Annotated in this window: 20 protein-coding genes; 9 read left to right on the top strand and 11 right to left on the bottom strand. The window is 72.7% G+C overall.

The features are described from left to right. Positions 1–32 precede the first annotated feature (32 nt). Positions 33–863 carry a universal stress protein gene (locus EJC51_RS04845; RefSeq protein WP_126269862.1) on the top strand — a complete coding sequence of 277 codons (831 nt, stop codon included), beginning with the start codon at positions 33–35 and terminating at the stop codon, positions 861–863. A gap of 70 nt (positions 864–933) precedes the next feature. On the opposite strand, the gene EJC51_RS04840 is transcribed toward EJC51_RS04845, so the two are convergent. Next, positions 934–1308 carry a hypothetical protein gene (locus EJC51_RS04840; RefSeq protein ID WP_244362495.1) on the bottom strand — a complete coding sequence of 125 codons (375 nt, stop codon included), beginning with the start codon at positions 1306–1308 and terminating at the stop codon, positions 934–936. Positions 1309–1485: 177 nt separating this feature from the next. Here EJC51_RS04840 and gap point away from each other — a divergent pair, with 177 nt between their 5' ends. Together gap and EJC51_RS04830 are read left to right on the top strand one after the other, a co-directional pair. Beyond that, entirely contained in the window at positions 1486–2514 is a 1029-nt protein-coding gene (gene gap, locus EJC51_RS04835) for a type I glyceraldehyde-3-phosphate dehydrogenase (protein ID WP_126269861.1), read from the top strand. A gap of 124 nt (positions 2515–2638) precedes the next feature. Beyond that, positions 2639–4369, top strand: a complete 1731-nt coding sequence (locus tag EJC51_RS04830) for a sensor histidine kinase (RefSeq protein WP_126269860.1) — start codon at positions 2639–2641, stop codon at positions 4367–4369. A gap of 21 nt (positions 4370–4390) precedes the next feature. Here EJC51_RS04830 and EJC51_RS04825 read toward each other — a convergent pair whose 3' ends face one another. From EJC51_RS04825 to EJC51_RS04805, 5 genes are all read right to left on the bottom strand, one after another. After that, positions 4391–6016 carry an NAD(P)-binding protein gene (locus tag EJC51_RS04825; RefSeq protein WP_126269859.1) on the bottom strand — a complete coding sequence of 542 codons (1626 nt, stop codon included), beginning with the start codon at positions 6014–6016 and terminating at the stop codon, positions 4391–4393. Further along, the gene (locus EJC51_RS04820) at positions 6013–7017 is read right to left on the bottom strand and encodes a thiamine pyrophosphate-dependent enzyme (protein ID WP_126269858.1); all 1005 of its coding nucleotides are present in this window, start codon (positions 7015–7017) and stop codon (positions 6013–6015) included. The genes EJC51_RS04825 and EJC51_RS04820 overlap by 4 nt, the downstream gene beginning before the upstream one ends. After that, complete coding sequence (gene porA, locus EJC51_RS04815; protein WP_126269857.1) at positions 7014–8255, bottom strand: pyruvate ferredoxin oxidoreductase; 1242 nt, start codon at positions 8253–8255, stop codon at positions 7014–7016. Before porA ends, EJC51_RS04820 begins: the two co-directional genes overlap by 4 nt. Next, positions 8239–8814 (bottom strand): 2-oxoacid:acceptor oxidoreductase family protein, encoded by a 576-nt coding sequence (locus EJC51_RS04810; protein ID WP_126269856.1) that lies wholly within the window; start codon positions 8812–8814, stop codon positions 8239–8241. The genes porA and EJC51_RS04810 overlap by 17 nt, the downstream gene beginning before the upstream one ends. Before the next feature lie 237 nt (positions 8815–9051). Then, a complete protein-coding gene (locus EJC51_RS04805; protein WP_126269855.1) occupies positions 9052–9945 on the bottom strand; it encodes a universal stress protein in 894 nt (297 codons plus the stop codon). 276 nt (positions 9946–10221) lie between these two features. On the opposite strand from EJC51_RS04805, the gene EJC51_RS04800 reads away from it, so the two are divergent. The 3 genes from EJC51_RS04800 (at position 10222) to EJC51_RS04790 (ending at position 13158) form a co-directional block, all read left to right on the top strand. After that, positions 10222–10908: a CBS domain-containing protein gene (locus EJC51_RS04800; RefSeq protein ID WP_126269854.1), complete on the top strand. Its 687-nt coding sequence runs from the start codon at positions 10222–10224 to the stop codon at positions 10906–10908. A gap of 205 nt (positions 10909–11113) precedes the next feature. Further along, complete coding sequence (locus tag EJC51_RS04795; protein ID WP_126269853.1) at positions 11114–12550, top strand: MBL fold metallo-hydrolase RNA specificity domain-containing protein; 1437 nt, start codon at positions 11114–11116, stop codon at positions 12548–12550. Positions 12551–12951: 401 nt separating this feature from the next. Beyond that, the gene (locus tag EJC51_RS04790) at positions 12952–13158 is read left to right on the top strand and encodes a hypothetical protein (protein WP_126269852.1); all 207 of its coding nucleotides are present in this window, start codon (positions 12952–12954) and stop codon (positions 13156–13158) included. A 42-nt stretch (positions 13159–13200) separates the two neighbouring features. Here EJC51_RS04790 and EJC51_RS04785 read toward each other — a convergent pair whose 3' ends face one another. Both EJC51_RS04785 and EJC51_RS04780 read right to left on the bottom strand, forming a co-directional pair. After that, positions 13201–13479, bottom strand: coding sequence for a hypothetical protein (locus EJC51_RS04785; RefSeq protein WP_126269851.1), 279 nt, complete (start codon positions 13477–13479; stop codon positions 13201–13203). Between the two features lie 86 nt (positions 13480–13565). Next, complete coding sequence (locus EJC51_RS04780) at positions 13566–13787, bottom strand: hypothetical protein (protein WP_126269850.1); 222 nt, start codon at positions 13785–13787, stop codon at positions 13566–13568. A gap of 218 nt (positions 13788–14005) precedes the next feature. Between EJC51_RS04780 and EJC51_RS04775 the strand changes: the two genes are divergently transcribed. Genes EJC51_RS04775 through EJC51_RS04765 form a run of 3 tightly spaced genes read left to right on the top strand, consistent with a single transcriptional unit; the run spans position 14006 to position 18023 of the window. After that, positions 14006–14881 (top strand): universal stress protein, encoded by an 876-nt coding sequence (locus tag EJC51_RS04775; RefSeq protein WP_126269849.1) that lies wholly within the window; start codon positions 14006–14008, stop codon positions 14879–14881. A gap of 2 nt (positions 14882–14883) precedes the next feature. Next, positions 14884–15657, top strand: coding sequence for an HAD family hydrolase (locus EJC51_RS04770; RefSeq protein ID WP_126269848.1), 774 nt, complete (start codon positions 14884–14886; stop codon positions 15655–15657). Beyond that, positions 15654–18023 (top strand): glycoside hydrolase family 65 protein, encoded by a 2370-nt coding sequence (locus EJC51_RS04765; protein ID WP_126269847.1) that lies wholly within the window; start codon positions 15654–15656, stop codon positions 18021–18023. Before EJC51_RS04770 ends, EJC51_RS04765 begins: the two co-directional genes overlap by 4 nt. 42 nt (positions 18024–18065) lie before the next feature. Here EJC51_RS04765 and EJC51_RS04760 read toward each other — a convergent pair whose 3' ends face one another. The 3 genes from EJC51_RS04760 to EJC51_RS04750 all read right to left on the bottom strand — a co-directional run bounded on the left by EJC51_RS04760 (position 18066) and on the right by EJC51_RS04750 (position 21018). Next, the gene (locus EJC51_RS04760; protein WP_244362493.1) at positions 18066–18563 is read right to left on the bottom strand and encodes a hypothetical protein; all 498 of its coding nucleotides are present in this window, start codon (positions 18561–18563) and stop codon (positions 18066–18068) included. Between the two features lie 113 nt (positions 18564–18676). Next, the gene (locus EJC51_RS04755) at positions 18677–19852 is read right to left on the bottom strand and encodes an ABC transporter permease (protein ID WP_126269846.1); all 1176 of its coding nucleotides are present in this window, start codon (positions 19850–19852) and stop codon (positions 18677–18679) included. After that, the gene (locus EJC51_RS04750) at positions 19849–21018 is read right to left on the bottom strand and encodes an ABC transporter permease (RefSeq protein WP_126269845.1); all 1170 of its coding nucleotides are present in this window, start codon (positions 21016–21018) and stop codon (positions 19849–19851) included. The genes EJC51_RS04755 and EJC51_RS04750 overlap by 4 nt, the downstream gene beginning before the upstream one ends. Between the last annotated feature and the right edge of the window lie 4 nt (positions 21019–21022).

The following is a 21022-nucleotide window of genomic DNA, read 5'->3' as shown; positions in this document are numbered from 1 at the left end:
CATCGGGACCACAGAGCAGAGGAGGAGAGGACATGACCCCCCAGCAAGTAGTCGTGGGAACGGACGGATCATTGATCGCCGTACGGGCGCTGGACTGGGCCTCGGACGAAGCGGTGCGGCGCGGTGCCGAGCTGCGGATCGTCTACGCCGTGCCCGACCGCGACGAGGCCGGACCGGTCCTCGCCTCGGCCGTCGCCCGCATACGTGAACGCCACCCGGGCCTGACGGTGACGTCCCGGGCCGTCGCGGGCAGCCCCGTGCGGGCGCTCGCGCAGGAAAGCGAGGGCGCGGCCCTCACGGTCGTGGGCACTCGCGATCACAACGGCCTCAGCGGCCTCATGGCCGGTTCCGTGAGCATGCGGCTGGCCGCACGGGTGCGGGGCCCGCTGCTCGTCGTACGCGGTGACCACCCGTGCGACGGCGAGCGGGAGGTGCTGCTGGGCCTGGCGGACGACTCCGACGCCGAGGCCGCCGCGTACGCCTTCGACGAGGCGGAGCGACGCGCCGTCCGGCTGCGCGTCGTGCACGCCCGCATCCACCGGCACATCACACCCGAGCTGCCCTCGCCGATCCCCGCCACCAGCCCCGGGCAACGGCGCCGCGAGCGCGAGGACCGGGCCGAGGAAGCCGTACCCCGCTTCAGCCTGGCCCGGCTGGAGGAGCAGCACCCCGGCGTGGGTGTGGAGGCCCGCACGGTGCGCACCGGACCGGCGCATGCCTTGCTGGCGGCCACGGGCGACTCGGCCGTCGTCGTCATCGGCGTCCACCGCCGTGCCGGTCACCTCGGTCCCCGGCTCGGCCCGGTGGCCCACACCCTGCTGCACCGATCGCACTGCCCGGTGGTGCTGGTGCCGACGACCTGACGACCGTCCGCACGACGTGGAAGGGGTGAGGCCCATCCGGCCTCACCCCTTCTCCACCCCTTCTTCCCCGTCACTCAGCCGCGTCGGTCTCCGTGCCCGGCCCCCCGCGCCACGGCGGCGGCGTCGCCGCCTTGCGCGCCTCGTCGCCGCGATGGGCCACACGGTCGGCGCGCCCACGCAGCCGGTCCTGCAACCGGTCGGCGAGCTCGGTCGCGCTGGCCTCCTGGGCGTGTACGACGACGAGGGCGTCGCCCACCCGGATCTCGGCCGCCGCCGACCAGGGCTGCGCCACGTGCTGTGCCGTCGCGTGGGCGACCCGCACCTCGCCACTGACGTCCGGGAGCCCGGGCCGCTCGAAGGCCGCGACGACCTTCGCCCGCACGTACCCGAGCGCCTCGGCGTCGACATCGCCCGTCGCCCGCACCTGGATGCCGCTGAAAGCCATGTGCCCCATCTCCCTCTGATCTTTTGCCACGGCTCCACCCTCCCGCCCACGGGCGCCCGCTCCCAGGGCCGGGTGGCCCGGACCTCGTCCCCGTACGGCCCCTCCCGCCGCGGGCGGCCGGGTCGGAGGCTGGCAGCGCACCGCAACCAGCGGACACCGATCGGGAGGACGACGGACATGAGCGTGCGCGTGGGCATCAACGGATTCGGCCGTATCGGCCGCAACTACCTGCGCCTCGTGCTGGAGCGCGCGGAGCGGGCGGCCGGCACGCCCGTGGAGGTCGTGGCGGTCAACGACATCACCTCCCCGGCGGCACTGGCGCACCTGCTGGCGTACGACTCGACGTACGGCCGTATCGGCCGCACCGTCGAACACGACGAGCACTCCCTCACGGTGGACGGCCGGCGGATCGTGGTGACCGCCGAGCGGGACCCGGCCGCGCTGGCCTGGGGCGACCTGGGCGTCGACATCGTCATCGAGTCCACCGGACGCTTCCGCACCCGCGAGGACGCCGGCCTGCACCTGAAGTCGGGCGCCCGCAAGGTGCTGCTCTCCGTACCGGGCAAGGGCGTCGACGCCACCGTCGTGATGGGGGTCAACGAGGGTACCTACGACCCGGAGAGCGACCACGTCGTCTCCAACGCCTCCTGCACCACCAACTGCGTGGCCCCCATGGTGAAGGTGCTGGACGAGTCCTTCGGTATCGACAAGGGACTCATGACGACCATCCACGGCTACACCAACGACCAGGTCGTCCTCGACGGACCGCACAAGGACCCGCGCCGCGGCCGCAGCGCCGCCGTCAACATCATCCCGACCAGCACCGGGGCCGCCCGCGCCGTCGGCCTGGTGCTGCCGGAACTGGCGGGCACCCTGGACGGCATCGCCGTGCGCGTGCCGGTGGAGGACGGCTCGCTGACCGACCTGACCGTGGTGCTGGAGCGGCCGGTGACCGCGGACGAGGTCAACGCGGCGTTCCGGGAGGCGGCCGACGGGGCCCTGAAGGGCGTGCTGCGGGTCTCCGACGCGCCGATCGTCTCCCGGGACATCGTGGGCGACCCCGCCTCCTGCGTCCTGGACGCGCCGCTCACCCAGGCACACGGCGAGCTGGTCAAGGTGTTCGGCTGGTACGACAACGAGTGGGGGTACACCAACCGCCTCCTGGACCTGACCGAGTACGTCGCCGCACGCCTGCCCCGCGACTGACGGGAGTCTTCCTGGTCGCTTCCACCTGGCCGGATCCCGTATCGCTCTGCGCGCCGGAGCATTACCGTGGCACTTGACCGCGATGGTCGCCCGGGACGTGCCGAGCAGACGTGGAGGAGCACGGGTGGGAAGCCATGAGCGGGCCGGGGAGGCCCGCGTCCGGCTGCCGCAGCTCAAGCTCGACGAGTTGCTGGAAGAGCTGCAGGCCCGGCTGGACGCGGCCCGAGGCACGCGCGACCGGGTGCACAGCCTCCTGGAGGCGGTGCTCTCGGTCGGCCGGGAACTCGACCTCGAACAGGCCCTGCACAGCATCGTGGAGGCCGCGGCGGTGCTGGTGGACGCGCGGTACGCGGCGCTGGGCGTGATCGGCTCCGACGGCAAGCGCTTGTCGGCCTTCCACACGGTCGGTGTGGACGAGGAGCAGATCGCCCGGATCGGGCCGTATCCGGAGGGCCACGGCATCCTCGGTGAGCTCATCACCCATCCGGAGCCGCTGCGGCTGGTGAAGATCTCCGGGCATCCCGCGTCCTACGGGTTCCCGGCCCACCATCCGCCGATGAACACCTTCCTCGGCGTCCCGATCCGGGTGCGTGACCAGGTGTTCGGCAATCTGTACCTGACGGAGAAGCGGGGCGGGGTGCAGTTCGACGAGGAGGACGAGTCGGTCCTGTCGACGCTCGCCGTCGCCGCGGGCGTAGCCATCGACAACGCCCGGCTCTACGAGGAGTCCCGGCTCAGGGAGCGCTGGCTGCGGGCCACCGCGGACATCACCCAGAGCCTGATGTCCGGCAGCGAACGCGGCACGGCCCTCGCCCTGATCGCCGAGAGCGCCCGGGAGATCACCGGCGCGGCCCTCGCCGTGATCGCCATGCCCCTGGAGGGCACCGACTCACTGCGGGTGGAGCTGGCCGTCGGGACGGGCGCCGAGGCGCATCGCGGGCTCGTCCTCCCCGTGGACGACAGCCTGATCGGGCAGGCTTTCGCCGATGGCGCCCCGGTGACCAGCCCGGACGTCTCCCGCGATCAGCGGGTGCCGAACGCCGAGCCGCGCTTCGCCGGTCTCGGCGCGGCCGTGGCCGTGCCCATCGGCGCGGGGGAGGGCCTGCGGGGTGTGCTGCTGCTGGTGCGGGAGGCGGGCCGTACGGTGTTCTCCGAGAAGGAGACCGAACCTCTGCACGGATTCGCCGCACAGGCCGCGATCGCGCTGGAGCTGGCCGAGCGCCGCCAGGACGCCGAGCAGATCGCCCTGCTGAAGGACCGCGACCGGATCGCCCGCGACCTGCACGACCTGGCCATCCAGCGGCTCTTCGCCACCGGTATGACCCTGCAGAGCGCGGGCCGCTTCATCGACCACCGGGAGGCCTCCGAGCGGGTGGTCCGGGCCGTCGACGACCTCGACGAGACCATCAAGATCATCCGGTCGACCATCTTCGGTCTGCGGGCCCGCGACGGCGCCTCTGGCACCGGCCTGCGTGCCCGTGTCGTCCGGGCGGCGGGCGAGGCCGCCACCGTGCTGGGTTTCGCGCCCAGCGTCCGCATGGTCGGCCTCGTCGACACCGACGTCCCGCGCGAGATCGCCGACCAGGTCGCTGCCGTCCTGACCGAGGCACTGACCAACGTCGCCCGGCACGCCAAGGCCGACCGTGCCGAGGTGTCCCTGGAGACCGACGGGCGCATGGTGCGGCTGACGGTCACGGACAACGGGGTGGGTGTCCCGCCCGGCGGGCGGCGCAGCGGCCTCGGGAACATGGCCGAGCGGGCCCGCCAGTTGGGCGGCGCGTTCGAGATCCGCACGCCGGAGGGTGGGGGAACCAGGCTGGAATGGCGGGTGCCGGTGCCCCGCGACGAGGACTAGGCACTCCCGTCCGCACCACCGCTACTCCTCCGGAACCATCTCCATGGACCCGGAGGGGCACTCGGTCACGCACAGCCCGCACCCCTTGCAGTAGTCCAGGTCGATCGCGAACCCCTTCCCCGGGCCCAGCTTCGTGATCGCGTTGTCCGGGCAGACGCCGTAGCAGTTGTCGCACTCGAAGCAGTTCCCGCACGACATGCAGCGGCGCGCCTCGAACAGCGCCGTGGACTCGTCGAGCCCCTGCACCACCTCGTCGAACGTGGAGACGCGGCGGGCGAGTTCGAGGCGCGGGCGCACCGAGGCGGGGGCGTCGGCGTAGTACCAGGTGTTGAGCCGGTCGAAGGCGGCCGGCGCGTGTTTCGGGTCCGGCTGGTACGAGGTGCCCCGCAGATAGGCGTCGATGTGCCGTGCAGCCTTCTTGCCGTGCCCCACGGCCACGGTCGCGGTGCGCTCGGCGGGCACCATGTCGCCTCCGGCGAAGATGCCCGGACGGCCCGTCATCAGCCCGTCGGCGACCTGGACCGTGCCGTGGTCCACGGCGAGCTCCGGGACGCCCTCCACCAGGGACAGGTCGGAGTCCTGGCCGAGGGCGAGCACCACCGTGTCGGCGTCCAGTTCCTCGAACTCGCCGGTGGGCTGCGGGAATCCGGTCTCGTCGAGCGCCATCCGCTCGATGGTGATCCGTCCGCCGTCGGCGTGCTTGATGGTCGACAGCCATTTCATCCGCACGCCCTCCTCCAGGGCCTCCGTCACCTCCTCGTCGTGAGCCGGCATCCGGTCACGGGTGCGCCGGTAGACCACCACGGCGTCGGTGGCGCCGAGCCTGCGGGCGGTACGTGCCGCGTCCATCGCCGTGTTGCCGCCGCCGTAGACGGCGACCCTGCGGCCCAGCAGCGGCGGGCCTTCGCCCTCCACGCCGCCCAGCAGCGTCACGGCGTCGAGGACGCGGGCGGTGTCGCCCGCCGGGATGTAGGCGCGACGGCCGATGCCGGCGCCCACGGCCAGGAACACGGCGTCGAAGCCGCCGTCCCGCTGCGCCGCGAGGACGTCCTCCACGCGGGTACCGAGCTCCAGGGTGACGCCGAGCGCCAGGACGCGGTCGATCTCCGCGTCCAGCACCTCGCGCGGCAGCCGGTAGCGCGGGATGCCGTAGCGCATCATGCCGCCGGGCCGGTCCTGGGCCTCACGGATCGTCACCTCGTGGCCCAGCAGCCGCAGATGGTACGCGGCGGACAGGCCGGCGGGACCGGAGCCGACGACCAGGATGCGCTTGCCGGAGGTGACCGGCGGGGCCTCGACCGTCCAGCCGTGCCGGATCGCCTCGTCGCCCAGGAAGCGTTCGACGGCGTTGATGCCGACCGCGTCGTCGACCTGGACGCGGTTGCAGGCCGTCTCGCAGGGGTGGTAACAGATCCGGCCCATCACGGCGGGCAGCGGGTTGTCCCGCATCAACTCCCGCCACGCGGACTCGTAGTCGCCGCTCTCCGCGTGGAACAGCCACTGCTGGATGTTCTCGCCGGCCGGGCAGGCCCCGTTGCACGGCGGCAACCGGTGGACGTACTCGGGGCGTTCGGAGCGCCAGGCGCCGGTCCGGTTGGCCAGACTGGAGCCCACGTCCAGGGTGATCGCGAACGGTTTCTCCTTCACGACACGACCTCCTCGGCCAGGTCGAAGCGCGCGATATTGCGGTCGGCCGCCCGCTGGAGGCGGGCGATGACGTCCGTGCGAACCTCCGGGGTGAACAGATGCGCGTACCGCTTCTGCGGGCGCAGGTACTCCTCGACCGGGACGCGTCGCCGGATCTTCGTCACCTCGGTGACCTCACCGCCGGCGGCCTCGAAGACCGGGAAGAGACCGCTCTGTTCGGCCAGCCGCGCGATGCGGACCGTGTCGCAGGACGCCGTGCCCCAGCCGAGCGGGCAGGGCACCAGGACGTGCAGATAGCGGGCGCCGCGCAGGCCCATCGCCCGGTGCACCTTGGCCTCCAGGTCGCGCAGTCCCGCGACGGTGGCGGTGGCGACGTACGGGATCTCGTGCGCCATCGCGATCAACGGCAGGCTCTTGCCCTGGCCGAAGGGGGCGCCGGGCTCCTCGCCGACCGCCTGGGTGGTCGCCGTGCGCGCGGTCGGGGGAGTGGCCCCGGAGCGCTGCACGCCGGTGTTCATGTACGCCTCGTTGTCGTAACACACGTACAGGACATCGTCGTTGCGCTCGAACATGCCGGACAGACAGCCCAGGCCGATGTCGACCGTGCCGCCGTCCCCGCCCTGCCCGACCACGCGGATGTCCGTGCGGCCCTTGGCGCGCAGCGCCGCCGCGACACCCGAGGCGACGGCCGGGGCGTTGCCGAACAGGGAATGCAGCCAGGGCAGTTGCCAGGACGTCTGCGGGTAGGGCGTCGAGAACACCTCCAGGCAGCCGGTCGCGTTGACGGCGATCACTTTGCCGCCGCTCGCCCGCTGTGCCGCGTCCAGGACGTACCGGGCGCCCAGCGCCTCGCCGCAGCCCTGGCAGGCGCGGTGGCCGCAGGTGAGCGCGTTGGAACGGGCCGGGTCGGCCTGGTCGGACCGCAACTCCGGGTCCAGCAGCCGGTTTCCGGCGGCGAGACTGCCCACCTGGTAGAACTTCACCTGCTGAGCGGCGTTCATCGGTTGCTCCCCACATCGCGCAGGATGTTCTCCGCCGACGGCCCCGACCTGCGGGACTGCGCCATCCGCGCCAACTCCCGCTCCACCAGACCGGTGTCGAGGTCCAGGAACTCCAGATGCCCGAGCCGCCCCGCGATCGCGTCGGCGAACAGCCGGTGCAGTGACTCCTTGGTGATCGGGCGCCCGCCCAGCCCGGCGACCACGGTGTGTCCGTCCAGCCGGATACCGGACAGCGCGGTGCGCACGTTCTGCGAGACGATCCCGCCGACACCGACGGCGAGCGCGCGCTCCAGGACCACCACCCGGCGGGCGTGGCCGAGCACGGTCCGTACCGCCTCCAGCGGGAACGGCCGGAAGGAGGTGATCCCCAGCGCGCCGATCCGCACCCCGTCCGCGCGCATCTCGTCGACGACGTCGCAGACCGTGCCCAGCACCGAGCCGAGGGCCACGACGATCGTGTCCGCGAACTCGCACGCGTACGGATGGATCAGGCCCCCGGAATCCCTCGCGAACGCCTGCCGGAACTCCCGCGCGATGTCCGGGATCGCCTCCAGCGCCTGCATCTGCTTGGCGTGCGCGAGATACCTGACCTCGGTGAACGCCTCCGGGCCGACCATCGCGCCGATCGACACCGGCTCGTCGGGGTCGAGCACCTGCCGGGGCTCGTACGGCGCCAGGAACGCGTCGACCTGCGCCTGCTCCGGCACCTCGATCCGCTCCCAGGCGTGCGTCAGCACGAAGCCGTCCATGCACACCATCACCGGCAGCGACAGCTCCTCCGCCAGCCGGAAGGCCTGCGGATGCAGATCGGCGGCCTCCTGGTTGTCGCGGGCATAGAGCTGAATCCAGCCGGAGTCGCGCTGGGACATGGAGTCGCTGTGGTCGTTCCAGATGTTGATGGGCGCGCCGATCGCCCGGTTGGCGACCGTCATCACGATCGGCAGCCCGAGCCCCGCGGCGTTGTAGAGGGCCTCCACCATGTACAGCAGGCCCTGGCTCGCCGTCGCCGTGTAGGTACGGGCGCCGGCCGCCGAGGCGCCGATGCACAGCGACATCGCCGCGAACTCCGACTCGACGTTGACGTACTCGCACGGCTTCAGCGCACCGGACTTCACCAGGCGGCTGAGTTCCTCGACGATGTGGGTCTGCGGGGAGATCGGGTAGGCGGCGATCACTTCCGGGCGGCAGTACGCGACGGTCTCGGCGACCGCGCGCGAGCCCTCAGTCTGCTTCAGCATGAGCGCGCTCCTTGCACAGCACCTCGACGTAGTCGTAGGCCTCTCGGGCGGCCGCCGCGTTGTTCGTGCCCAGCACGCCGGGGAACCGGCCGCGGATCGCGGCCTCCAGCGACTCGACGCGCACACAGCCCGTCAGCGCGGCCAGGCCGCCGAGCAGGACCGCGCTCGGCACCGGGCGGCCCACGTGGCGCAGGGCGAGCGCGGTGGCGGGGACGGTGAGGACCGGGCCGGTCAGGGTCTCCAGGCCCAGATCCTCGGCCCCGCGCGGGGAGTTGACCAGGACCGGGCCGCCAGGGCGCAGCCCCTCGAAGACGTTCACCTGGTGCAGCAGTGTCGCGTCCTGGATCACCAGGGCGTCAGGACGGGTGACCGGCTCACGCACCCGGATCGGCCGGTCGTCGATCCGGCAGAACGCCATGACCGGCGCCCCCGTCCGCTCCGATCCGAAACTCGGGAACGCCTGCGCGTGGCGGCCCTCGACGAACGCCGCGACCGACAGCAACTCCGCCGCCGTGACGGCCCCCTGGCCGCCCCGGCCGTGGATACGTACCTGGAACACGGCACCCTCCTCATGTACGGGCCTGAGATCCGTCGTAGTGCTCTCGGGGGTGTTTCCGGAGGGGCCGAACGTCCCTCGGGCGAGGCCGAGGGTCTCCGGGTGCGGTCCTTTCGGTGTGGACCGCGCTGCCCCGGGTGCGATCCTCTCGGTGCCGACCCCGCCGCCGTGGGTGCGGCCCTTCCCGGTCCGGCCTCCTGCTGTCCGGACCGGGAAGGACGATCTCTGCCGCCCCGTGACTCACGTGTGGGGCACGACAGCGACCGGGCAGCGGACGTGGTGCATGACCGCGTGCGCCACGGGCCCGGTGTGCGTACCGATGCGGGCCGACCGGGCCTTGCGGCCGACGACCAGCAGACCGGCGTCCCCGGCGGCCTGCGTCAGCTGCACGGCTGGACGGCCTTCCAGCGCCAGCGCGTGCACCTCCACGGTGGGGAACTTCTCCCGCCACCGCTCCAGCACCGTCCGCAGAGCGTGCTCCGCGGCTCCGCCCACGGCCTTGCGGGCCTTGGCCTCGGCCGCGGCGGGCAGGAACGGAAGCTGCCAGGTGTACACCGCCCGCAGCGGAGCGGCACGCAGCATCGCGCTCTCGAAGGCGAAGGCGAGCAACTCCTCACAACGGTGCGCGGGATCGACGCCGACCACCACCTCGCGGTACGGCGTGCCGACCGAGGGCCGGCCCTCGGCGTCCGGCAGGTGCTCGGACTCGGGGCGCTGATGGGCTCGTACGAGCACCACCGGCCGGGTCGCCCGGGCCACCGTCGCCAGTGCCACCGAACCGGCCATGAAACCGCCGAAGCCGCTGAACGCGCGGCTGCCCAGCACCAGCAGCTCCGCCTCGTCGGCCACGGCCACCAAGGCCTCGGGCGCCGAGTTGGGCACCTGATCGGCGCTGAGCTGCACCTGCGGGTAGCTCTCACCGAGCCGGTCCAGGCCACCGCGGAGAATCCGCTGCGACCAGTAGCGGGGCGCCGCCAGTTCGGGCAACCCCGGCTCGCCGGCCGACGTCCCGCCCTCCCACGCGTGCACCAGGCGCAACGGCAGGCCGCGCCGCAGTGCTTCCCGGGCCGCCCAGTCGGCGGCGGCGAGACTCTCGCGCGATCCGTCCAGTCCTACGACAACGGGGCGAGGCACGGACCTCACCTCCCCGCATCAGTGGCCGCGCGCCGGTGCGCGGATCCCTTCGTCACCAGCCTCGCCGGGCCGACACGGTGCGGGCAGGGGCTGACCCGGCCCGGCAGGGGGCCGAACGGCCCCTGTGGGCAGCGCCGGAGCGGCCACGCCGGGGAGATTGCCCTGTCGGGGCCCTTGACGAGGGCCGGTCGGCCCAAGCCCGCGGACGGTCGCTCGCCCCAGTCTGGAGACAGACGTCGTCCCCGCGACGACGGCCGAGCTCCGCCGGAGGCCCCCATGCACAGCACCCCCAGCCTCGTGAGCGACGTGATGACCCGCACCGTCGTCGCCCTCGGGAGCACCGTGACGTTCAAGGACATCGTGAAGGCCATGCGGCTCCGGCAGATCAGCGCGCTGCCCGTGGTCGACGACGGGCACCGGGTCGTGGGTGTGGTGTCCGAGGCCGACCTGCTGCCCAAGGAGGAGTTCCGTGCGCACGACCCCGACGCGGACGTCCGCCGGCGCCGTCCCGAAGCCCTCGCACGGGCCCAGGCGCGCACCGCGAGCGAGCTCATGACGGCACCCGCCATCACCGTCGGCGCGGACGCGAGCCTCGCCCGGGCCGCCCGGATCATGGCACGGCACCAGGTCAAGCATCTGCCGGTCGTCGACGACGCCGGTGTCCTGACGGGCATCGTCAGCCGCACCGACCTGCTCAAGGTCTTTCTGCGCACGGACGCCGACCTCGCGGAGGAAGTGCGCCGCGAGGTCGTCGAGCCGCTCTTCCCCGACCCGCTGGAACCGGTCAGGGTGGACGTGCGCGACGGCGTCGTCACCCTGACCGGCCGCGTCTGGGACACCGGGCTCGTCCCCATCGCCGTACGGCTCACGCGGGCCGTGGAGGGCGTGGTGGACGTGGACAGTGCGCTCATGGGCCCGCCGCGGCGGCCGGTCCTCGACCCGGATCTCGCGGAGGAGACCTGAGCACGAGGGACCCGCGGGAGGGGGCGAGACCCGAGCACGACAGAGCGGAAAGGACCCATCCGCTTCTCGCGGATCCAGATTGCGCGGTGCGCGGCTCAGGGCCGCTTCCCCGCGTCTTCGTCGGGTCCTTTCCTGCCTTCAGCAGACCACACCGTTCGCAGTGTCAACAGGGCCGAACGGCCCAGTCCCGAAGGAGAGCGACCTCATGATCACAGTGGTGCCAGGACCGGAGGAGACCACCCCGACGCGCTCGCGGCCGGCGCTGCTGACGTTCCTGGGCGGAGTGGGCACGGTCACCGGCAGCAAGTTCCTCGTCGAGAGCGACCACGCCCGGGTCCTCGTCGACTGCGGCCTCTTCCAGGGCGTGGCCGACCTGCGCCGGCGCAACTGGCGCGAGCTGCCCTGCGACGGGGCCGACATCGAGTCGGTGGTCGTCACGCACGCCCACCTGGACCACTGCGGCTACCTGCCGCGGCTGGTCCGGCACGGCTTCCGCGGCCGGATCGTGACGACGGAGTTCACCGCACGCCTGATGGAGATCGTGCTGCGCGACAGCGCCAAGCTCCAGCTGGAGGCCGCGCACCACGCCAACGAGCACGGCTGGTCCAAGCACCACCCCGCCCAGCCCCTGTACGACGACTCGGACGTGGACCGCACCCTGAAGCTGATCGACCCCGTCCCCGTGCACACCCCGGTCGACATCGCCCCCGGCACCCGGCTGACCCTGCACCCCGCCGGGCACATCCTCGGCTCGGCCTGGGCCCACCTCACCCTGGAGGACGGGCACACCCTCGCCGTCAGCGGCGACCTCGGCCGTCCCGGCCATCCGCTGCTGCTGCCGCCGGAGCCGTTCTCCGGGGCGGACGTCCTGCTCATGGAGTCCACCTACGGCAACCGGTGGCACGAGGAGGAGGCGGGCCGGACGCGCTTCGCCGAGGTGCTGGGCCGCACCCTCGCCCGCGGCGGAACCGTCGTCATCCCGGCGTTCGCCCTGGACCGCACCGAGGTGCTCCTGCACGAGCTCGCCGAGCTGCGACGCGCCGGGGCGCTCCCGACCGCCGTACCGGTCTACGTCGACAGCCCGATGGCCCTGGCCGCCCTCGACGTCTACCGGGACGCCGTCCTCGCCAAGGCGCCCGAACTCCGCCCCGAGGTGATCCTGGCGGGCACGTCGGCGCTCGGCCCGGAGCCGTTCCGCCCGGTCCGCTCCCTCCAGGAGTCCGTCGAGCTCAGCCGCACGGGCGGACCGGCCGTCATCGTCTCCGCGTCCGGCATGGCCACCGGCGGGCGGGTCCTGCACCATCTGCGGCGGCTGCTGCCCGACCCGCGCAACGCGGTCGTCGTGGTCGGCTTCGCCGCGCAGGGCACGCGGGCCCGGGACCTCGTCGAGGGCGCTCAGGTGCTGAAGATGTTCGGGGAGTACGTTCCGGTGCGGGCCCAGGTCGCGAACCTGCCGCATTTCTCGGCCCACGCCGATGCCGGGCAGATCGTCGACTGGCTGCGGGACGCTCCCGCCCCGCACGCCACCTACCTGGTGCACGGGGAGCCGGACGCGGCCACCGCCCTGCGGGACCGGATCGACCGGATGCTGGGCTGGACGGCGGTCGTACCGCGGTCGGGGGAGCGGGTGCTCGTCCGCTGACCCTGCCGGGGGCCGTTCAGTAGGGCATGGGGCGCCCGGAAGGGGTGCGCAGGTCCTGCGGCTCCGGCCGACGCGGAGTCCGGGGGCGCCTGGCCTCTTGTATCCGCTTCATGATCGTCGCCTCCTGGAGCGTCACCCGCGATGTTCCGGCTGCGCCGGCACCGCGCGTACCAGGAATCCTCGTCGTCCTGCGGCGCGGGGACCATGAGGCCACCGACCCCCGATCAGGGGCCGGGCGGTACCGGGCGCAAGGGGCCGATCGGCCTTTCGACACGCATCGTCCGGGAGCAAGGGACGCGCGGACCCCGGGTCCGGGCCGGTCGGCTCATGTGCCCGGTGTCGTGACGGAGTTTGCTGGAGGCGTGAGGGAAACGACGCCGACCGAGGAGGGGGCGAGGACAGTGGGTACGAGTCTGACACCGGAGTTCTGGGAGAGGTTCACCCTGTTGCTGTTCGCGGCGATGGGCCTGACCTTCGCGCTCGCCGCGCTCTTCGACGAGCTGTGGCTGCGCCGTATCAACCGCCGCACCCACCGCCCGCCGACGGCACCGCGGCCGACCCCGCCGCGTACCGGCACCACGGACCACCGCACCTCTGTCTCCTGCTGACCGACCGGGGCGCCGCACCCGCCTCGGCCCTCGCGGCCCGGCTCAACGCCACTGCTCGGGGATGTTCGCCAGCTGGCTCAGCAGGTCCCAGCCCCGGCTCTTGTGCCGGCGTTCCGCGCTCGGACTGCGCCACGGGGCGCCCTGCCCGACCCAGTAACCGCGGTAGGTGCGCAGGCCCATGACGCTTTCGTCACCGACATCCGACTCGTTGCCGCAGCAGGAACAGATCTCCGCCGTCGGCCAGCCGTCCGCCCAGAAGACGTCATCGTCGTCGTACCCGCACACCCTGCAGACGGTCTCCCAGGTCTCGGTGTCGTCCATACGGTCAGTCTATGAGCCGGTCAGGGACGCGGCCTCGGCTTTTGCGTGTCCGGGCAGGGCCGCCACGGGGATGGAGCCGTGGGTGGTCACGCGCGGTAGTTGCGGTGATCGTCGTGGTTGCCCATGTAGCGCCGCTCGACGACCGTTTCCCGATCGCCCGGACGCCGGACCGCGCCCGGCGTGGACATGAAGGCCGTGAGGCCGATGAGGCCGGCGAGCATCAGCACCAGGCCGACGATGACGGAGCTGTAGCCGAAGACCATGCCCGCGCCCAGTACGACCGCGCCGATCAGGATGAGCGGAATCATGACCGTCCCCCTTGATTGCCCGGACGAGCCTTCTCCACGGTGGAGAGCACTCTCTCCGGTTCTCACCTTCAGTTTCTCGGGCCGGCGGAGCCCGGCCCAGGGGCCGATCGGCCCCGGCCAGGGCCGATCCACCCCTCCTGTCGTGCGCCCGCGCATGGGACGGTGAGAGTGGAGTTCCGCGCTGCAACGGTGCGGCCCGACACAAGGCGGTGGAAGCCATGGAGCTGCCCCTGGTCGTGGGCGTAGACGGATCGGAATCGAGTCTGCTGGCGGTCGACTGGGCCGCGGACGAGGCGGCCCGGCACGGCCTGCCGCTGCGCCTGGTGTACGCCTCCCTGTGGGAGCGCTACGAGGGCGCCCTGCCGTCGACGAGCCCGGACCGGCCGTCGGAGCAGGTGATGGCCGACAACATCGTCGCCGGCGCGGCGGAACGGGCCGGCCGGCGCAACCCCGAGGTCAAGGTGTCCACCGAGGTGATCGCCGACGAGGCCGCCGATGCGCTGCTGCGCGAGGGCTACGGCGCCTCCGCCCTGGTCACGGGCAACCGTGGCCGCGGTGAGCTCCAGGGCCTGCTCCTCGGCTCGGTCGGGCTGACCGTCGCGGCCCGCGCCCACTGCCCGGTGATCGTCGTCCGCGGCGACCGCGCGGGCCGGGAGGGCACCCACGAGCGGATCCTCCTGGGCGCCGGTGAACCCGCCACGTCCGGCGAGGCCGTCCGCTTCGCCTTCCGCGAGGCGGAGGCACGCCGGTGCACCCTGGACGTCGTGCGCGCCTGGCGCTGCCCCGAGCACGAGACGGCCGATCATCCGCTGCTGGCCGGACACACCGTCCACGAGCACTCCGAACAGGCCTCCGCCCTGCTGGACGCGGTGCTCCACGACGCCGCCGCCGACCATCCGGGAGTCCCCGTGCGCCGGGCCACCGTGGAAGGGCCGGCCCGCAAGGTGCTGCTGAACCGGTCGGCCGCCGCGGATCTGGTGATCATCGGGGCGCGCCGCAGGACCGGTCACTTCGGTCTCCAGCTGGGCCGCGTCGGACACACGCTGCTGCACCACGCGGACTGCCCGGTCGCCATCGTCCCGCAGCAGGTGTGACCGTGCGCCGCCCCGGCACCCGCGCGGACCTCGGCGAGGAACTCGCGCCCGCCCTGCATGACATCCGGGCCGTCGTCTTCGACACCGACGGCGTGATCACCGACTCGGCCCGGGTGCACGCCGCGGCGTGGAAGACGGCCTTCGACGCCTTCCTGCGCGCGCACCCGCCCGACGACCCCGCCCTGCGGCGCCCGTTCGACGTCCGCGACGACTATCTGCGCCACGTGGACGGAAAGTCCCGCCTCGACGGCGCCGCCGCCTTCCTCGCCTCCCGTGGCCTCGACACCTCGGACGCCACCGTGCGGGCCGTCGCCGCCGACAAGGAGCGACTGTTCACCGAGCGGCTGCGCGCGCACGGCGTCGACGCCTACCCGGGCACGGTCCGCCTGGTGCGCGCCCTGCGCCGTGCGCAGGTGCCCGTCGCGGCGGCCTCCGCGTCCCGTCACGCCGGTGAACTGCTCGACCACGCCGGGGTGTCGGACCTCTTCGACGTCCTCGTGGACGGCGGCGAGGCCGCGCGGCTCCGACTGCCCGGCAAACCCCGGCCCGACCTGTTCCTGGAGGCGGTACGACGCCTCGGCGTCCCCGCCGCTCGCGCCGCCGTCGTGGAGGACGCCCTGGCCGGTGTGTCGGCGGGCCGCAACGGCGGATTCGCCCTGGTGGTCGGTGTGGACCGCGCCGCCACGGGGGACTCGGGTGACCGGCTGCTGCACAGCGGTGCCGACATCGTCGTACGGGATCTCGCGGAACTGGTCGGGGCAGGGGAGACGCAGTGACGGGCTGGACCTGGGAGTACGAGGGCTACGCGCCCGCCGACGAGCGGCTCCGCGAGTCGCTGTGCACGCTGGGCAACGGCTACTTCGCCACCCGGGGCGCGCTGCCGGAGTGCGCTGCCGACGACGTGCACTACCCGGGCACCTATGTCGCCGGCTGTTACAACCGGCTCACCTCCGAGGTGGCGGGCCGCAGCGTCGAGAACGAGGACATGGTCAACGTCCCCAACTGGCTTCCGCTGCGCTTCCGTCTCCCCGGCGGGCCCTGGCTGACCCCGGAGAGCACCAAGGTGCTCGACCACCGGCTCACCCTGCATACGGCCTCCGGCATGCTGGAGCGGCGCACCCGCTACGACCTGGGTGGAGAACGGGTATTGACGGTGCGTCAGCAGCGGGTCGTGCACATGGCAGACCCTCATCTGGCCGCCCTGCGCACCGAGTTCACGGCCGAGGGCTTCGCCGGGCCGCTGGAGGTCGAGGCGGCGCTCGACGGGGGTGTCACCAACGCGGGCGTGCCGCGCTACCGCGACCTCGACGGCCGCCATCTCACGCATGTGCACACCGGCACCGCCGATCCGGACACCGTGTGGCTGCGCTGCCGCACCCGCACCTCGGACATCCGCATCGGCATGGCGGCCCGGCTGACCGCCGACGCGCACGTCACCGTACGGCACGCATCGCCGTATGCGATCCAGGAGTTGAGCCTCGACCTGGAACCCGGACGTCCCGCGACCGTCGACAAGACCGTCGCCCTGCACACCTCCCGCGACCCGGCGATCAGTGACCCCCTCTACGCCGCGGTCGACCGGGTGGGCCGGGCACCGGGCTTCGACGACCTCCTGGAGTCACACCTCACCGCCTGGGACCAGCTGTGGCGCCGGGCCGCGCTGGACGTGGCGGGCGAGGCGGGCCGCATCCTGCGGCTGCACCTCTTCCACGTCCTGCAGACCCTCTCCCCGCACACCGCCGACCTCGACGTCGGCGTGCCCGCCCGCGGGCTGCACGGCGAGGCCTATCGCGGCCATGTCTTCTGGGACGAGCTGTTCGTCCTGCCCTACCTCAACCTGCACTTCCCCGAGGTCTCCCGCGCCCTGCTGCGCTACCGCCACCGCCGCCTGGAACAGGCCTGCACGGCCGCGCGCGAGGCGGGCCGCAAGGGGGCGATGTACCCCTGGCAGAGCGGCAGCGACGGACGCGAGGAGACCCAGCAGCTCCACCTCAACCCGCGCTCCGGGCGCTGGCTGCCCGACCACTCCCGGCTCCAGCACCACGTCGGCTCGGCCGTCGCCTACAACGTCTGGCAGTACTGCCAGGCCAGCGGCGACACGGAGTTCCTGCACACCAAGGGCGCCGAGACGCTGCTCCAGATCGCCCGCTTCTGGGCCGACTCCGCCGTCTACGACGACAGTCTCGGCCGGCACCGCATCAAGGGCGTGGTCGGCCCCGACGAGTACCACGAGGCCTACCCCGACGCGAGCACACCCGGCCTCGACGACAACGCCTACACCAATGTCACCGCCGCCTGGGTCCTCACCCGCACCCTGGAACTGCTGCGCACCCTGCCCGAACCACGTCGCCGCGAACTCGTCGAGCGCACCGGCCTGGACGGGGGCGAGCTGGAGCTGTGGGAGGACGTCTCGCGCACCCTGCACGTGCCCTTCCATGCCGGAGTCATCAGCCAGTTCGAGGGCTACGGCGACCTCGAAGAGCTCGACTGGGACGGCTACCGCGGGCGCTACGGCGACATCAGGCGCCTGGACCGGATCCTGGAGGCCGAGGGGGACAGCGTCAACCGCTACCAGGCGTCCAAGCAGGCCGACGTGCTGATGCTCGGCTACCTCTTCTCGCCGGCCGAACTGCACGGCCTGTTCGACCGGTTGGGGCTGCGGCTCGACGACGAGACGTGGCGCCGTACCGTCGACCACTACCTGCACCGCACCAGCCACGGCTCCACCCTCAGCGGCCTGGTGCACGGCTGGGTGCTGGCCCGGGCGAGGCGGGCCGAGGCCTGGAAGTACTGCCAGGAGGCCCTCCAGGGCGACATCGCCGACATCCAGGGCGGCACCACCGGCGAGGGCATCCACCTCGGTGCCATGGCCGGCACGCTCGACCTGGTCCAGCGCGGACTGACCGGCCTGGAGACACGGCGCGGGGCTTTGTGGCTCGACCCGGTGCCGCTGCCGGAGCTCTCCTCGTACGGCTTCAACCTCCGCTACCAGGGCCACTGGGGCGTACGGCTGCACCTGGAGCGCGGCCGACTGGAGATCTCGGTGCCGTCGTCCGACGCCACCCCCATCGATGTGAGGCTGCCGGACCGTGCGGTGCGTCTCGCGCCGGGGGAGACGGGGCAACTGGACCTGCCGGACTGAATCCCGGCCCACCGGCCCCCTTCGCCCGGGGGCCGTGTGCCGTCACGAGGCGATCCGGATACCGGAGATCAGCTGCGTATCGAGGTCGGAGCGGACCAGCAGCCGCATGTGGTGGACCCGGTTGCCGGAGTCCTCCCAGGTGAGCGTGACCCTGGTCCAGCAGTGGCCCATCCCGCTGTCGTTGTAGACGACCTTCCAGGCTGCCGGGACACCCTTGCCGCGCAGCACGCCGTCCTTGTGGTGCGCCTTCTCCCAGCGAGCCAGGTCCTCGCGCAGCCGCGCGGTGAGATAGTGCCCGCGCAGCGCTTCGGCCAGCTTGTCGCGGCCGGAGTCGGCCAGCACGTCGATGTAGGCGCCGTAGAAGTCGGCGACCCGGTCGACCGTCGACCTCGGACTCCCGCTGCGGACGGGGTCGTTGACGGTCGAGACCTTGGCCGTGGGGTGGGTACGGATGCCGGTCGCGGTCGTCGGCAGTGTGGCGCCGACGGCCAGTACCGCACCGACGAGTGCGATGCGCCGCAGTGTGCGGGTCGGTGTCATGCCCTGACTCCTCTCCGGAGTTGAGGAACCGGCGGTTCCTCAACTCCAGTACACCGCAAATCGGTTGACGCTCGCGGGGGCCGGTCGGCCCGAGGTTCCGGGCCGGTCGGGGGTCAACTGCCGGGGCTCGTCACGAGCCTGTGGCGCAGGGCCAGGGAAGCCAGCGTGACGAGCGCGACGGCGAAGCCGGCCAGGACGGTGAGGTCGCCCAGAATGGCGGGCAGGTCCCCGTCGCGGGACAGCAGCGTCGTCCACGCGTCGACGGCCCATGCCTGCGGCACCGCGTGCCCGGCGGTGCGCAGCCAGTCCGGCACCAGCGCCAGCGGCCACATGCAACCGCCCAGCATGCCCATCCCGATTCCGAGGGCGGGACCGATCGCGTGCACCTGCTCCGGCGTGCGGAACAGGGCCCCGGCCAGCACCCCCGCCCCGGTGCCCACCAGCGCCCACACCGCGATCAGGACACCGGCGGCCAACGGGTCGCCCCACGCGACGTCGAAGGCCACCGCCCCGATCCCGACGATCAGCAGGGACTGCAGGACGGCGAGCAGGAAGTAGGCCAGCGTCTCGCCGAGAACGAGCGTGCGGGCGGGGACGGGCGCCGCCAGTGCCCGCGCGTACACGCCCGTGCGGCGGGTCGCCACGATGGCCGCGCCACCCGCCAGCGCGTTGATGAACACGAACAGCACCAGCATGGTCGGGGTGCTGTAGCTGTAACCGAGCGGCAGATAGTCGCTTTCGCCGTTGACGGTCTGTGCCTGGACGACGAGTGGTGAGGACGCCCGCTCGGCGCCGCGGGCGAGCGCGAGGTTCTCGTCGAAGGTGCCGCCCGCCTGATCGCCGGCGAAGGCGGCGGCCTGAAGCCGCGCCCCGTGCCCCGCCACCACCGCCGACACCGAGGACACGGCCCCGTGCCCGGCGCTCCCGGTCGGTTCCACCAACACCCGCACGCCGACGGTGCGTCCGGCCCGCACATCGGCGTCGAGACCCGCCGGCACCAGCACGACCGCGTCCAGTTCGGCGCGGCGCAGCGCGGTACGGGCGTCCTCAGCGGACTCGTACGTACGGGTCCGCAGGCCGGGCGCGCTCCGGAGCTCCGAGACCAGCTCCTGGGCCACGGGGCCGCTGCGGGCGGCGGGGACCAGGCCGATCCGGAACTGGTCGAAGCCGCTGACGGTCACCCCGATGACGACGATGATGGCGACCGGCAGCAGCACCATGAAGAACAGGGCGGTGCGGTCGCGCAGGACGCGGGTCAGCGTCGCCCGGGTCACCGCGAGTGCGGTCATGCCGTCCTCCTCAGCCGAAGGAGCAGAGCGGTCACCAGGGCCACGGCCGCCGAGAACGCGGCGATGCCCAGCAGCGGGGCGCCGACCGCCGCCCAGCCGCGTACCCCGGTGCCCAGGTCGGTGAAGCCGCGCAGGGCCCAGCCGTTCGGCGTGAACAGGGCGAGGCGGCGGATCAGCGGCGTGCTGCCGGAGGCGAAGACGAAGTTGCCGCCGAGCAGCACCAGCGCGAAGACGAGGATCGAGGCGAGCCCCTGAGCCTGCTGCTCGGTCCGTACCAGCGCGATGACCAGTGCGGTCAGACACACCACGCACACGGCCATCGCCACGCTCAGGGCCGCCACGCCGAGCGGGTCCGCCCAGCTCGCCCCGAACGCGAGCCACGACACGAGCGTGACGGTGGCGAGCCCGGCCAGGCTGTACACGAACGTCGACACCGACTTGCCGAGCAACAGCGCGCCCCGCCCGACAGGCGCCGCCGCGATCCGGTCGAGGGTGCCCTGCTGCTGCTCGATGAAGTAGCCGCGTGCGCCGAAGCCGACCGTGAACAGCACGAAGAACATGCCCATGCTCGGCCCGAAGTAGCTGATCACCTTCAGCGCGTCGTCGGGCAGTCCCTCAGCCCGCACCTCTTCGGGCAGCCGCAGCAGGGCGGCCTTCGCGGCGAGTTCCGGGACGTCCCGCTGCGGGGCACCCGCGGCGACGGCCGTGGCGACGGACAGCCGGTCGGCGTTGACCTGGGCGACGTAGGACTCGGTGACCGCCCGGGCGAGCTGGGCCTGCAGCCCGAAGTCGACGCTGTCCAGGACCTTCACGGGCGCGGCGGTGCCACCGTGCAGGGCCTGGGTGAAGCCCCTGGGCACGACGATCGCGGCATGCACGCCGCCGGCGTCCACCGCCCGGCGGGCGGCGCTCTCGTCGTCGTAGGACCGCACGTGGACGGTGCCTTCGAGCTCCGGGCTCGTCAGCACCCGCGTGAGCCCGGCGGCGGCCGGGCCGCGGTCCAGGTCGACGACGCCGATGTTCGCGCGGAACTCGGAGTTGTTGTTGAACGCCAGGGCCATCAGCGCGGAGATGAGGACCGGGGCCAGGAACACGATCACCCAGGCCGACCGGTCCCGCAGCCGCTGCCGCAGGTCCTTGGCGGCGATGGCGAGGACGACGCCCACGGCT

The sequence above is a fragment of the Streptomyces aquilus genome, from assembly GCF_003955715.1.
GTDB lineage: Bacteria > Actinomycetota > Actinomycetes > Streptomycetales > Streptomycetaceae > Streptomyces > Streptomyces aquilus.
The sequence above is the reverse complement of the archived record's forward strand: the minus strand, read 5'-3'. Positions and strand labels throughout refer to the sequence as shown.

Coding starts and splice junctions, on each gene's coding strand:
- EJC51_RS04800 (WP_126269854.1), top strand. CDS start 10,222: ATGCACAGCACCCCCAGCCTCGTGAGCGACGTGATGACCCGCACCGTC.
- porA (WP_126269857.1), bottom strand. CDS start 8,255: ATGCTGAAGCAGACTGAGGGCTCGCGCGCGGTCGCCGAGACCGTCGCG.
- gap (WP_126269861.1), top strand. CDS start 1,486: ATGAGCGTGCGCGTGGGCATCAACGGATTCGGCCGTATCGGCCGCAAC.
- EJC51_RS04755 (WP_126269846.1), bottom strand. CDS start 19,852: ATGACCGCACTCGCGGTGACCCGGGCGACGCTGACCCGCGTCCTGCGC.
- EJC51_RS04785 (WP_126269851.1), bottom strand. CDS start 13,479: ATGGACGACACCGAGACCTGGGAGACCGTCTGCAGGGTGTGCGGGTAC.
- EJC51_RS04820 (WP_126269858.1), bottom strand. CDS start 7,017: ATGAACGCCGCTCAGCAGGTGAAGTTCTACCAGGTGGGCAGTCTCGCC.
- EJC51_RS04795 (WP_126269853.1), top strand. CDS start 11,114: ATGATCACAGTGGTGCCAGGACCGGAGGAGACCACCCCGACGCGCTCG.
- EJC51_RS04760 (WP_244362493.1), bottom strand. CDS start 18,563: ATGACACCGACCCGCACACTGCGGCGCATCGCACTCGTCGGTGCGGTA.
- EJC51_RS04775 (WP_126269849.1), top strand. CDS start 14,006: ATGGAGCTGCCCCTGGTCGTGGGCGTAGACGGATCGGAATCGAGTCTG.
- EJC51_RS04780 (WP_126269850.1), bottom strand. CDS start 13,787: ATGATTCCGCTCATCCTGATCGGCGCGGTCGTACTGGGCGCGGGCATG.
- EJC51_RS04845 (WP_126269862.1), top strand. CDS start 33: ATGACCCCCCAGCAAGTAGTCGTGGGAACGGACGGATCATTGATCGCC.
- EJC51_RS04840 (WP_244362495.1), bottom strand. CDS start 1,308: ATGGCTTTCAGCGGCATCCAGGTGCGGGCGACGGGCGATGTCGACGCC.